Origin of the sequence: Agromyces sp. SYSU T00194, from assembly GCF_040496035.1 — a bacterium.
Classification (GTDB): Bacteria; Actinomycetota; Actinomycetes; order Actinomycetales; family Microbacteriaceae; genus Agromyces; species Agromyces chitinivorans.
Map to the genome: position 1 here is coordinate 666,138 of NZ_JBEPJZ010000002.1, position 12,264 is coordinate 678,401.

Consider the following 12,264-nt stretch of genomic DNA (forward strand, 5'->3'; position numbering starts at 1 on the left):
GTTCCTTATCGCTGTGCGGTGACGGGTTGGAGCAGTTCGCCGACGATGCGGTTGAGCGCCGGCCGGACCACGTCGTCCTGGGCGAACTCGGTCTCGCCGCGGTACGTCATGCCGGAGGCCAGGGCGTAGGCGGCGCCGCCGAGCGCGATGCCGAAGCGCAGCCGGTCCTCGGCGTTGGGACGCTGGGCGAAGATGAGGTCGGTGAGCCGCCGGATGACGGCGTCGGTGCGATCGCACAGCGGGATGCCGACGAGCGAGGTGCGGTGGTTGATGAAGGTGAACAGCTCGAGCCGGTGCGCGAGCAGCACGTCGATGAACCGTTCGCGGAACCGCACCCAGGCGTCGGCGTCGAGGTCGGATGCCTCGAGCTCGCCGACGACCGAGTCGAGCGCCTCGAGGGCGGGCGCGACGGCCGCCTCGAGCAGCGCCTCCTTCGACCCGAAGTGGTACAGCACGCTCGACTTCGCGTAGCCCGCGTCGTCGGCGATCTGCTGGAGCGAGGCGCCGCCGAAGCCGCTCGCCGCGAAGTGCCGCAGGGCGGCCAGGCGCAGTTCGTCGCTCGGGCGCGTGCGGCCCGCGGGCGTCGTCGTGGTCACCACAGCAGCGTAGGCTGACCGATCGGTCAGGAACTGTCCGATCGGTCGGATTCGAAGGTTGCTCTCAGGCTCGCGTCACATGGCGGTAGCGTGGGGCGCATGCGCAAGTACCTCTTCAGCGGTGCAGTGATCAGTTCGCTCGTGAGCGGCGTCGGCGTGATCCGCGCGACGGCCAGCGGGCCGAGGGACTGGCGGCTGGCGCTGATGTGGGTCGCCTGGGCGGCGAGCCTCGCGGTCGCGATCGGCACGGTCGCCGACGAGTACGCGCTGGAGGAGCTCGAGGACTGAGGTCCGGCCTCGCCGCCGTCCACAGGGGCGGCGTGTCGGGGATGCGGGAGCGCGGCGGCATACGACACTGGTTGCAGCAGTCGTACCACTCCCGGAAGGGGCCCGCATGTTCCGCCGCCGTCGGCGCCGCAAGGCGCGAGCCGCCGCAGCCGCCGAGGCGACGCCGAAGCAGATCACCCTGACCGGCGAGCAGGTGTTCGACCTGCTGAACGCGCGGCTCGCGGAGTTCATCGGCGCGTCGGGCACCTGGACGCTGGTGCGCCGCACCGAGGACGACACCGACGGCATCTTCCGGGCCATGGTCACGCACCAGATCGCGGCCGAGCTGACCCGCGACATCCTCGCCACCCAGGCCGATGCGCACGCGGAGGGCGACGCCGCGCACGCGGCGCACATCAGCGAGATGGCGCTCAGCTGGACGCCGGAGCCGCTGGTCGTGTGGGCCGACCCGACGGATGCCCCGGAGCCGGCCAGCGCGCTCGACATCTCGCCGGCCCCGGCCGACGAGCTCGAGACCGCCGACGCGGCCTAGCGAACGCGCAGAAGCCCCGGGTGAAAATTCCGGGCCCCGTTATTGTACGGCCATGCGAGCGGCGCGCACCCCGCGCTGCCTAACGTGAGAACCGCCGATCCACTCGACCGACAGGACCTCCTCATGCGTGCACGATCCACCGTCCGCGATCTCGCCCAGATCGCGGTGTTCGCCGCCCTCATCGCCGGCCTCAGCCTGCCGGGCGCGATCCCCATCGGGTCGCTCGGCGTGCCGATCACCCTCCAGACCCTCGGCGTCATGCTCGCCGGCGCGATCCTGGGGGCCCGCAAGGGCACCCTGGCCGTCACGACGTACGTCGTGCTCGCCCTCATCGGCCTGCCGATCCTGCCGGGCGGCCGCGGCGGCCTGGCGGTCTTCGTCGGCCCGACGGGCGGCTACCTGCTCGGGTTCATCCTGGGCGCCTTCGTCATCGGCTGGGGCACCGCGCGCCTCCTCCCCCGCTACCGCATCCTGCCCGCGCTCCTCGTGACCGCGCTCGGCGGCATCGTCGCGATCTACCTGGTCGGCGTGCCGTGGACCGCGGTCTCGGTCGGCATCCCGGTCGACGCCGCCGCGCTCGGCGCGCTCGCGTTCATCCCGGGCGACGTCATCAAGGTCGTCGTGACGGTGCTCGTCGCCGCAGCCGTGCACCGCGCCTGGCCGGGCATCATCGAGCCGAAGCCCTGGCCGTGGGCGACCGCGGCCACGGAAGCGGATGCCGCGGGCGGGGCCACGCCCGCAGCAGCATCCGGCGACGCCGCCTACGCCCCTCCCGCCGAGCGGGACGACCGCCCGTCGGCATGACCGAGATCGTCTTCGAGCAGGTCCGGCACCGCTTCGGCGACGTGCCGGTGCTCGATGACGTCTCGCTGCGCCTGACCGAGCGCCGCATCGGCATCGTCGGGGCCAACGGCTCGGGCAAGTCGACCCTGGCGCGCATGGTCAACGGGCTCGTGCAGCCCACGTCGGGCCGGGTGCTCGTCGACGGGCTCGACGTGGCGCGGCAGGGGCGCGAGGTGCGCCGCCGGGTGGGCTTCGTCTTCACCGATCCCGACAACCAGATCGTCATGCCGACGGTGCGCGAGGACGTCGCGTTCACCCTGCGCCGCCACCGGCTGCCGACCGCCGAGGCGGCCGCGCGGGTCGACGAGGCGCTCGACGCCTTCGGTCTGACCGACCTGGCCGACCGGCCGGCGCATCGCCTCTCGGGTGGCCAGAAGCAGCTGCTCGCGCTCGCGTCGGTGCTGGTCGCCCGCCCGGAGGTGCTCGTGGCCGACGAGCCCACGACGCTGCTCGATGCGCGCAACGCGCGCATCGTCGGCGAGCACCTGGCGGCGCTCCCGCAACAGCTGCTGATGGTGACGCACCAGCTCGACGCGCTGCACGACTTCGACCGGGTGATCGTCGTCGAGGCCGGCCGCATCGTCGCCGACGACGCGCCTGCGGCGGCCCTCGACGCCTACCGGGAGCTGGTCGGGTGATCGGCACCGTCATCCCGGGCACCTCGGTGCTGCATCGGATGCGGCCGGGCGTGAAGCTCGTGCTGCTGGCCGCGACCGTGACCGTGCTGGCGGTGCTGCGCGACCCCGTGTGGCTCGGGGTCGCGTTCGCGCTGTCCTGCGGTCTCGTGCTGCTCGCGCGCCTGCCGGTGCGCGAGGCCGCGCGCCAGGTGGCCCCGGTGCTGTGGCTCCTGGCGATCGCGGTGCCGGTCGCGGCGTGGTTCGGCACCTGGACGGACGCCGCCGCGATGGGACTGCGCATCCTCACGGCGGTCACGCTCGCCGCGGTGTTCACCATGACCACGCGCGTCGAGGCGCTGCTCGACACGGTGCAGGCGGCCCTCCGCCGCGTGCCGTGGGTCGATGCGGAGCGGGTCGGCCTGGTGCTGGCGCTCACCATCCGCTGCGTGCCGCTGCTCGCGCAGATCGTGCGCGACGTGCTCGACGCGCGTCGTGCGCGCGGGGCCGGCAGGTCGCTCCGTGCGATCGCGGTGCCGATGATCGTGCGTTCGCTGCGCACGGCCGACGCGTTCGGCGAGGCCCTCGTCGCGCGCGGCTACGACGACTGAGCGAATGCGACGGCGCGGCGTGCCGCCCGGCGGGCCTCGACTCCCGACGCATCCGTCACCGGATGTCGAGAACGTCGCACCGGTTCCGTCTCCTCCCCGAAGCGGCCAGAATGGGCCGCACCGAACGGGAGGCAGACATGCCGAAGTACCTGATGCTCAAGCACTACCGCGGTGGGCGACCCGCCCTGAACCCCGCGCCGATGGATCAGCTCACCCCCGAGGAGTGGGCGGCGCACGTGGGGTACATGCACGACATGGAGCAGCGCCTCGTCGCCTCCGGTGAGCTGGTCTCGTCGGAGGGGCTCGCGATGGACGGCGCGTGGATCCGCTTCGACGGCGAGGGCCGGCCGCCCGTGGTGGACGGCCCGTTCGCGGAGACGAAGGACCTCATCGCGGGCTGGATGCTCGTCGAGGTCGACACGTACGACCGGGCCGTGGAACTGGCCGGCGAACTGTCCGCCGCGCCGTGGGCCGGCGGAGAGCCGCTCGGCGAGTGGCTCGAGGTGCGCGAGGTGATGAGCGCGCCGCCCGTCGACGCTCCATGACCGACGGGGTCGGATCGGCGCTCCGCCGAGCGATCCCCGAGGTCGTCGCCATCCTCGTCCGGCGCGGAGCCGACTTCGCGTCGGCCGAGGATGCCGTGCAGACCGCGCTCGTGCGCGCACTCGAGCGATCCGACCTCACGGAGGTGCGCGACCTGCGCGCGTGGCTCGTCACGACGGCCTGGCACGCGTTCATCGACCAGGTGCGCAGCGATCAGGCACGATCCTCGCGCGAGGAGCGGATCGCCCGGGAGCCCGAGCCCGGCCCGCCGGTCGGGCACGACGACACGCTCCGGCTCTACTTCCTCTGCGCGCACCCGGTGCTCACCCCGACAACGGCGATCGCCCTGACGCTGCGTGCGATCGCCGGGCTGACGACGCGACAGATCGCGGACGCCTTCCTCGTGCCCGAGGCGACGATGGCGCAGCGCATCGGCAGGGCGAAGCAGCACCTCGCGGGCCTCCCCCTCGATCAGCCGGGCGACCTGTCGCGGGTGCTGCGCGTGCTGTACCTGCTGTTCAACGAGGGCTACTCGGGCGACGTCGACCTCGCCGACGAGGCGATCCGGGTCACTCGCCAGCTCGCGCTCCTGACCGACGAGGCCGAGGTGCAGGGCCTGCTGAGCCTCATGCTGCTGCACCACTCGCGGCGGGCCGCCCGCGTCGTCGACGGGCGACTCGTGCCGCTCGCCGACCAGGACCGCGCGCGGTGGGATGCCGACGCGATCGGCGAGGGGATCGAGATCCTGCAGCGTGCGCTCGCGCGCGACCGCCTCGGGCAGTATCAGGCGCAGGCCGCGATCGCGGCGCTCCACGCGGATGCGCCGACCGCTGCGGAGACCGACTGGGTGCAGATCGTCGAGTGGTACGACGAGCTGGTCGGGCTCGCCGACTCCCCGGTCGTGCGACTCGGTCGCGCGATCGCCGTGGGCGAAGCCGACGGACCGCGCTCGGGCCTGGCCGCGCTCGGCGCGCTGGACCCGGACCTGCCGCGCGCCCATGCCGCGCGCGCCTACCTGCTGGAACGGGCCGGAGAGGTGGATGCCGCCGTGGTCGAGTACGACGAGGCCGCCCGCCGCGCAACCAGCGTGCTCGAGCAGGAGTACCTGCGTCGGCGCGCCGCAGAGCTCCGCGGGCCGACGCCCGGAGCGGCGTCGGCGGGCTAGCCCTTGTGGCGCGGCTTGCGGGCCGGCCGGTCGTCGCGCGAGCCGCGGTCGTCGCGGTCGCCGCGCGGCTTCCAGGAGCCGCGGTCCTCGCGCGCCCCACGCGGGCCGCGGTCGCCGTCTCGGCGGCCCTTCGGCCCACCGGTGTCGAGGCGCAGCTCGATGAGCCTGCCCGAGATGCGCGTGCCCGAGAGCCGGTCGAGCACGGCGTCGGGCAGGTCGGCGGGCAGTTCGACCAGCGAGAACGCCGGGAGGATCTGGATCGCGCCGAAGTCGTCGCGCTGCAGCCCGCCCTCGTTCGCGAGCGCGCCGACGATCTGTCGAGGCTCCACGCGGTGCCGCTTGCCGACCGCGATGCGATACGAGGCCATCGGCTTGCCGCTGCCACGACGGGGCCGGGGCCCGCGCTCGCCGCGGTCGTCGCGCTCGCGCGGCGGCCGGTCGTCGCGCTCGCGCCGCGGGCGCTCGGGCTCGGGCTCCATGAGCAGCGGCGAGTCGCCCTGCGCCACGACCGCGAGCGCGGCGGCGACGTCGGTCTCGGGCACGTCGTGGTGCTCGACGTAGTGGGCGATGATGTCGCGGAACCCGTCGATGCGCTCCGCCTGCTCGAGTGCCGCGGTGATGCGGTCGTCGAACCGGGCGAGGCGGGTGACGTTCACGTCGTCGACGCTGGGCAGCTGCATCTGCTCGATCGGCTGGCGGGTTGCCTTCTCGATGCGGTTCAGCAGGCCGCGCTCGCGCGGCGTCACGAAGCTGATCGCGTCGCCGGTGCGGCCGGCGCGCCCGGTGCGGCCGATGCGGTGCACGTACGGCTCGCTGTCGGTCGGGATGTCGAAGTTCACCACGTGGCTGATGCGCTCGACGTCGAGGCCGCGCGCCGCGACATCCGTCGCCACCAGGATGTCGAGCTTGCCCGACTTCAGCTGGTTGACCGTGCGCTCGCGCTGGGCCTGCGGCACGTCGCCGTTGATGGCCTGCGCCGAGTAGCCGCGGGCGCGGAGCTTCTCGGCGAGCTCCTCGGTGACGTTCTTGGTGCGGACGAAGATGATCATGCCCTCGAAGTTCTCGACCTCGAGGATGCGGGTGAGCGCATCGACCTTCTGGGCGTACGAGACGACCAGGTAGCGCTGGGTGATGTTCGCGGAGGTCTGGGTCTTCGCCTTGACCGTGATCTCCTCCGGGTCGTGGAGGTACTGCTTGGAGATGCGGCGGATCGCGGCGGGCATCGTCGCCGAGAACAGCGCGACCTGCTTGTCGTCGGGCGTGTCGGCGAGGATCGTCTCGACGTCCTCGGCGAAGCCCATCTTCAGCATCTCGTCGGCCTCGTCGAGCACGAGGTACTTCAGCTCCGACAGGTCGAGCGTGCCCTTGTCGAGGTGGTCCATGATGCGACCGGGCGTGCCGACGACGATGTGCACGCCGCGGCGGAGCGCCGAGAGCTGCACCCCGTAGCCCTGGCCGCCGTAGACGGGCAGGATGTGCACGCCGCGCAGCCGCGCGGCGTACTTCTCGAACGCCTCGCACACCTGCAGCGCCAGCTCGCGGGTCGGCGCGAGCACGAGCGCCTGCGGTTGCTTCTGGTCGAGGTCGAGCCGCGCGAGGATGGGCAGCGCGAACGCCGCCGTCTTGCCGGTGCCGGTCTGCGCGAGGCCGACCACGTCGCGCCCCGAGAGGAGCGTCGGGATGGTCGCGGCCTGGATCGCCGAGGGGGTCTCGTACCCCACGTCGTCGAGTGCCTTCAGCACCGCGCCGTCGAGTCCGAGGTCGGAGAAGGTGGTCGCGGCGGGCTCGGCGGGAGCCGCTGCCTCGACGGGGGCATCGGTGGAAGTCACAGTTCAGGGTAGTGCGGCAACCTGTGTGATCGTCGGACGCGCGCGGGCCCGGCGCCCACCCGCACCGAACGGACGCTGTCCTCCGAAATGACGACTTCCCCGACATCCGTCGACGTGTGAGCGTGGAAGCGGACGTCCAGTTCCACTGATCCATCACCGGCCTTGGGGGAGGCCATGACGGACCCTGCCCCGGCGCCGGTCGTGACGCTCCGAACGGAGGTCTCGACATGACGAGACCGTCCGGCGCCACCGTGCGCCAGAACACCCGGCCCATCGGCCCGAGCCGGCGCACCGTGCTGCGCGCCGCGACCTGGAGCACCCCGGTGATCGCCATCGCCGCTGCGGTGCCGCTCGCGGCGGCATCCGCCCCGCTCTGGCAGCTCTACCTGCGCAACGACGTGGGCAGGCAGCAGGCGAACGAGGTCGATACGATCCGCGTGATCCTCGGACTCGACCCGGCCGTCAACCCGAACGAGCCGTTCGGGCGGCTCGTCGCGGTCGTGTTCACGCTCGACCCCGACTACTACACCGGCGCGTGGACGGGGCAGAACGTGACTCCGACCTCGGGCCTCGAGGGCTCCCGCCACTCGGTGCAGGCCGGTCCACTGGCCGCCGCGGGCAGCAGCCTCGAGCTGACGCTCAACGCCACCGTGCTGCCGGAGCACCGGTACACGTTGCTGCCCGCCGGGATCGTCGACATCGCCGCGACCGCGACCGGCGCGGGCGGCGCACAGCTCTCGGTCTAGGCGAGCGGATGCCTCGGGGCGGACGAAGGCCCCCGGGAACGACGGAAGCCCGGTCGGACGTACCGACCGGGCTTCTGCTGGTGCACCCCCAGGGACTTGAACCCTGAACCCACTGATTAAGAGTCAGTTGCTCTGCCGATTGAGCTAGAGGTGCGTTCCGGTCCGACGTTTTCGCAACTCGAACCGAGGGATAACGGTAGCATCACGAACCGCCTTCGCGCCAATCGACGCCCACGGCGCGTCGCAGGCCGCCCTCGCGTGCACCGCCGACGGACGATGGATAGCCTGAACGGGTGACCGCACCGCACGCCGACGACCTCGCACTCGCCCTCGAACTCGCCGAGATCGCCGACCGGGTCTCGCTGGGCCGCTTCCGCGCCGTCGACCTCGACGTGCAGACCAAGCCCGACCGCTCCCCCGTCACCGAGGCCGACCTCGCGGTGGAGCGCGCGATCCGCGACCGGCTCGCCGAGGCGCGCCCCGACGACGGCGTGATCGGCGAGGAGTACGGCACCGAGGGGCCCGGCACCCGCCGCTGGATCATCGACCCCATCGACGGCACCGCGAACTTCCTGCGCGGCGTGCCCGTGTGGGCGACGCTCATCGCGCTCGCGATCGACGACGTGCCCGTGGTGGGCGTCGTCTCCTCGCCCGCGATGGGCCGCCGCTGGTGGGCCGCCGCCGGGTCGGGGGCCTGGACCGTGTCGTCCGACGCCGAGCGCGGGCACGCGGCGGACGCCGACCCCGGGGCATCCGCGTCGGGAGCCCCCCGCCGCATGCACGTCTCGCAGGTCGCCGACCTCGCCGACGCGTCGCTCAGCTTCCAGAGCCTCGCCCAGTGGCGCGACGCCGGGTACCTCGAGCGCCTGCTCGACCTGCAGGGCCGCGTCTGGCGCGACCGCGCGTACGGCGACATGTGGTCGTACATGCTGCTCGCCGACGGCCTCATCGACATCACGGGCGAGTTCGACGTGAAGGTCTACGACCTCGCTGCGCTCGTGCCGATCGTCGAGGAGGCCGGCGGGCGCTTCACGAGCATCGACGGCACGCCGGGCCCGTGGAGCGGGTCGTCGCTCGCGACCAACGGCCTGCTGCACGACGGCGTGCTCGACGTGCTGGGCCACGGCACCCGCTGAACCCGCCCGACCGAACTGAACGACCCGGTCGCGCACGGTCGCGCACGGGCATCCGAACCGAGAGGAATCCATGGAGTACTGCGTCTTCACCGAGCCCCAGCAGGGCGCGAGCTACGACACCCAGCTGGCCCACGCGCAGGCGGCCGAGCGGCTGGGCTTCGACGGCTGGTTCCGCTCCGACCACTATCTGGTCATGGGCCCGGGCGACGGCATGCCCGGGCCGACCGACGCCTGGACGACGCTCGCGGGCCTCGCACGCGAGACCGAGCGGGTGCGGCTCGGCACGCTGGTCTCGTCGGTGACCTACCGGTACCCGGGGCTGCTCGCGATCCAGGTCGCGCAGGTCGACGCCATGTCGGGCGGGCGGGCCGAGCTCGGCCTCGGCACCGGATGGTACGGCGCCGAGCACGCGGCCTACGGCCTGCCGTTCCCCGAGCGCCGCTTCGGCATGCTCGAGGAGCAGCTCGCGATCGTGACCGGCCTCTGGGGCACGCCCGTGGGCGAGCGGTTCGACTTCGACGGCGCGCACTACGCGCTCACGGACTCCCCCGCGCTGCCGAAGCCGGCGCAGGAGCGCGTGCCCGTCATCGTCGGCGGCGGCGGCCCGCGCAAGACGCCGCAGCTCGCGGCCCGGTACGCGACCGAGTTCAACCGCGGGTTCGTGAGCGAGGCGGAACTCGCCGAGAACTTCGCGCGGGTGCGCGAGGCGTGCGAGCAGGAGGGGCGCGACCCGGCCGACCTGAAGTACTCCGCGGCGCTGCCCACGGTCGTCGCCGAGTCCGACGCGGAGTACCGCCGCCGGGTGCTCGCCGTCGGCGGCGACCCCGAGACGTTCGCCGACGTCAACATCGCCGGCACCCCGCAGCAGGTCGTCGACAAGCTCGGCCGCCTGCGCGAGCTCGGCGCCGACCGCGTCTACCTGCAGACCATCGACATGACCGACCTCGACCACCTGGAGCTCATCGCGGCCGAGGTGCTGCCGAAGCTGGGCTGAGCCGGGCGCGGCCACGGGGCATCCGAGTCGAGCGGATGCCCCGCTGCGCCGGACGGAGACCGGGGCTCACCCGTCGCGCTGGAACGACCGCAGCCGGCGCAGCAGCGGGCGCTTCTTGTCGAGGTGCCCGTGCATGCGGGTGAGGATGTCGTCGAGCGTGCGGATCGCCTCGGGCATGTACGGCCCCTTGTTGAGCATGACGCACTCCGCGCGATCGCCGGCGGCCGCATCCGTGACCTCGGCACGCGTCGGCACGCCCGTGTCGGCGAGCGTGTCGAGCACCTCGGTCGCCCAGATGACCGGCACGCGCGCGGCCTCGCAGAGCCAGAGCATCTCCTCCTGCAGCTCGGCGAGGCGCTCGAACCCCGCCTCGACGCCGAGGTCGCCGCGCGCGATCATCACGCCCACACGGGGGCGGCGCATGAGTTCGAGGAGGATCTCGGGCAGCGCGGCGAAGCCCCGGGTGGTCTCGATCTTCACGACCACGCCGAGCCGGTCGGCACCGCGGACGTCGAGCTCGTCGGCGAGCTCGCGCACGTCGTTCTCGCGGCGCACGAACGACAACTGCACGAGGTCGGCGATCGCGACCACGTGATCGAGCGCGTGCCGGTCGTCGGCCGTGAGCGCCGAGACCGGCAGGTCGGTGTCGGGCAGGTTGATGCCCTTCTCCGCGCGCAGCTTCGTGCCGCCGGGAGCCGCGCGGGTGACCTCGACCTCGGCGGAGCGCTCCGCCACCTCCCGCACGACGCCGGTGATCGCCCCGTCGTCGAAGGCCACGCGCTGGCCGGGGCGCAGTACGACGAACACCTCGGGGAGCGTGCAGCCGATGCGGTGGTGCGGGCCCGCGGTCGGCTCCGCCGGCGCGAGGTCGGCGGTGAGCGTGATGGTGTCGCCCGCATGCACCCGATGCGCCTGGGCCCGTGCGGGCAGCACCCCGATCGTCGTGCGGGCGTCCTCGACGGCGAGCACCATGCCCGTCGCGAGGTACGACGTGCGATCGCCGCGCAGCAGCACTTCGTCGCCGACGCGCTCCTCGACGCGCAGGCGCCGGGAACGGCCGCGGGTGTCGGTGAGGCGCACCACGTCGCCGGGTGCGCGCCGGCGCAGCCAGCCCGCATCCGTCACCGGCACCGACGGCACCCCGGCGGCGAGGTCGGCGGCCGTGCCCGGCGCGGTCAGCCGCACGTGCGCGGGCGTCTCGACCCGACCGAGCTCGTCGCGGACCGGCTTGACCCTGACCACCCGGGGGCCCGCCGCGATCGGCCCGGTGCGGAGCTTCGGCCCGGCGAGGTCCATCGCGACCGGGATGCCCGGGCCCGCAGCGCGCACGTGGGCGGCCATGCGCCGCCACGCCTCGGGGCCGTCGTGCGCGCAGTTGATGCGTGCGAGGTCCATGCCGGCGGCGGCGAACGCGGCGACCTCGCCGGCGTCGTCGGCCGCGCTCGCGGGGAGCGTCACCATGATGCGCGTGCTGCGGTCGTCGGGCAGTCCGCCGAGGAGCGCGGCGGCGTTCTGGCGCAGGCGTGCGTCGTGCGGGTCGTCCTCGGCGAGATCGGCCACCGGCGCGCCGAGCACGTCGTCGAGCATGCGCAGCACGGCGTCCAGGTTGCGCACGACGCCCGCCTCCATGCGGCCGAGCGACGAGAGCCCCTCGGCGGTCAGGCGACCCTGCAGCGGGCGCAGGTCGCGGGCGCGCAGCGCGAGGTAGTGCACGAGGTTCGCCGCACCGTCGCGGTGGATCGGGTCGACCCGGGCGATGCGCTCGTCGGCCGCGCGCTCCGCCGCGAGCGCGGCGTCCCGCAAGCCCGCCACCTCCTCGCGCAGCGCGCGCAGGCGCTCCGCGCGTGACTCCCCCATGTCGGCCTCCCCGACCGACGATACCCATCACGGGCGGCCCGGTCAGCCCCGGGGCGCACCGGGCTCAGCCGGCCGGCGGGAAGTACCGCCACGTGCCCTCGGAGACCACGTCGACCTCGCCGTAGACCACGCGGAACGCGGTGGCGTCGTCGATCGCGTACGCGTGCCCGCCGAGCCGGCCTGTGGACAGGCTCCTCGCAGGTGCCGGCCGCGGATACGCTGCAGGCCCACCGCGAGATCGGAGCACCGGTGCCCGCACGACGTCCCCTCGTCAGCATGCTCGGGGCCCTCGCGCTGACCGGCGCCGCCGCGGCGATGCTCACCGGGTGCTCGATCATCGCCGACGCCTTCCGCCCGGGCGGCATCGTCGAGCTCCCCCCGACACCCGAACCGATCACCGAGTCGGGCGTGCGGACGGCGAGCGACATCCGCGTCGGCGACTGCGTGGGAGACGTCGGCCCGGAGGGCCTCATCGACGTGGTGCCAGTGATGCCGTGCTCGGATCCGCAC

The 12,264-nt window shown here is 73.4% G+C and carries 14 protein-coding genes and 1 tRNA gene; 10 read left to right on the top strand and 5 right to left on the bottom strand.

Annotated elements, in window-relative coordinates:
* Nucleotides 1-5: 5 nt before the first annotated feature.
* Nucleotides 6-596, bottom strand: a complete 591-nt coding sequence (locus ABZK10_RS15885) for a TetR/AcrR family transcriptional regulator (RefSeq protein WP_353810259.1) — start codon at nucleotides 594-596, stop codon at nucleotides 6-8.
* Between the two features lie 99 nt (nucleotides 597-695).
* On the opposite strand from ABZK10_RS15885, the gene ABZK10_RS15890 reads away from it, so the two are divergent.
* The 7 genes from ABZK10_RS15890 (at nucleotide 696) to ABZK10_RS15920 (ending at nucleotide 5,192) form a co-directional block, all read left to right on the top strand.
* Nucleotides 696-884: a hypothetical protein gene (locus tag ABZK10_RS15890; RefSeq protein WP_353810260.1), complete on the top strand. Its 189-nt coding sequence runs from the start codon at nucleotides 696-698 to the stop codon at nucleotides 882-884.
* Between the two features lie 106 nt (nucleotides 885-990).
* A complete protein-coding gene (locus ABZK10_RS15895; RefSeq protein ID WP_353810261.1) occupies nucleotides 991-1,416 on the top strand; it encodes a hypothetical protein in 426 nt (141 codons plus the stop codon).
* A 123-nt stretch (nucleotides 1,417-1,539) separates the two neighbouring features.
* The gene (locus tag ABZK10_RS15900; protein WP_353810262.1) at nucleotides 1,540-2,220 is read left to right on the top strand and encodes a biotin transporter BioY; all 681 of its coding nucleotides are present in this window, start codon (nucleotides 1,540-1,542) and stop codon (nucleotides 2,218-2,220) included.
* Complete coding sequence (locus tag ABZK10_RS15905) at nucleotides 2,217-2,897, top strand: energy-coupling factor ABC transporter ATP-binding protein (RefSeq protein ID WP_353810263.1); 681 nt, start codon at nucleotides 2,217-2,219, stop codon at nucleotides 2,895-2,897. Before ABZK10_RS15900 ends, ABZK10_RS15905 begins: the two co-directional genes overlap by 4 nt.
* Nucleotides 2,894-3,484 carry an energy-coupling factor transporter transmembrane component T family protein gene (locus ABZK10_RS15910; RefSeq protein WP_353810264.1) on the top strand — a complete coding sequence of 197 codons (591 nt, stop codon included), beginning with the start codon at nucleotides 2,894-2,896 and terminating at the stop codon, nucleotides 3,482-3,484. Before ABZK10_RS15905 ends, ABZK10_RS15910 begins: the two co-directional genes overlap by 4 nt.
* A gap of 137 nt (nucleotides 3,485-3,621) precedes the next feature.
* On the top strand, nucleotides 3,622-4,029 hold the full coding sequence (locus ABZK10_RS15915; protein WP_353810265.1) for a YciI family protein: 408 nt from the start codon (nucleotides 3,622-3,624) through the stop codon (nucleotides 4,027-4,029).
* Nucleotides 4,026-5,192, top strand: coding sequence for an RNA polymerase sigma factor (locus ABZK10_RS15920; protein WP_353810266.1), 1,167 nt, complete (start codon nucleotides 4,026-4,028; stop codon nucleotides 5,190-5,192). The genes ABZK10_RS15915 and ABZK10_RS15920 overlap by 4 nt, the downstream gene beginning before the upstream one ends.
* On the opposite strand, the gene ABZK10_RS15925 is transcribed toward ABZK10_RS15920, so the two are convergent.
* Entirely contained in the window at nucleotides 5,189-7,021 is a 1,833-nt protein-coding gene (locus tag ABZK10_RS15925; protein ID WP_353810267.1) for a DEAD/DEAH box helicase, read from the bottom strand. The genes ABZK10_RS15920 and ABZK10_RS15925 overlap by 4 nt on opposite strands.
* Nucleotides 7,022-7,248: 227 nt before the next feature.
* On the opposite strand from ABZK10_RS15925, the gene ABZK10_RS15930 reads away from it, so the two are divergent.
* On the top strand, nucleotides 7,249-7,767 hold the full coding sequence (locus tag ABZK10_RS15930) for a hypothetical protein (protein WP_353810268.1): 519 nt from the start codon (nucleotides 7,249-7,251) through the stop codon (nucleotides 7,765-7,767).
* A gap of 78 nt (nucleotides 7,768-7,845) precedes the next feature.
* On the opposite strand, the gene ABZK10_RS15935 is transcribed toward ABZK10_RS15930, so the two are convergent.
* Nucleotides 7,846-7,921: transfer RNA gene (locus tag ABZK10_RS15935), tRNA-Lys, on the bottom strand.
* A 139-nt stretch (nucleotides 7,922-8,060) separates the two neighbouring features.
* On the opposite strand from ABZK10_RS15935, the gene ABZK10_RS15940 reads away from it, so the two are divergent.
* A complete protein-coding gene (locus ABZK10_RS15940) occupies nucleotides 8,061-8,903 on the top strand; it encodes an inositol monophosphatase family protein (RefSeq protein ID WP_353810269.1) in 843 nt (280 codons plus the stop codon).
* 70 nt (nucleotides 8,904-8,973) lie between these two features.
* Nucleotides 8,974-9,897 (top strand): LLM class F420-dependent oxidoreductase, encoded by a 924-nt coding sequence (locus ABZK10_RS15945; RefSeq protein ID WP_353810270.1) that lies wholly within the window; start codon nucleotides 8,974-8,976, stop codon nucleotides 9,895-9,897.
* A gap of 66 nt (nucleotides 9,898-9,963) precedes the next feature.
* Here ABZK10_RS15945 and ABZK10_RS15950 read toward each other — a convergent pair whose 3' ends face one another.
* Both ABZK10_RS15950 and ABZK10_RS15955 read right to left on the bottom strand, forming a co-directional pair.
* Nucleotides 9,964-11,754 (bottom strand): pyruvate kinase, encoded by a 1,791-nt coding sequence (locus ABZK10_RS15950; RefSeq protein WP_353810271.1) that lies wholly within the window; start codon nucleotides 11,752-11,754, stop codon nucleotides 9,964-9,966.
* Nucleotides 11,755-11,818: 64 nt separating this feature from the next.
* Entirely contained in the window at nucleotides 11,819-12,013 is a 195-nt protein-coding gene (locus tag ABZK10_RS15955; RefSeq protein WP_353810272.1) for a hypothetical protein, read from the bottom strand.
* Between the last annotated feature and the right edge of the window lie 251 nt (nucleotides 12,014-12,264).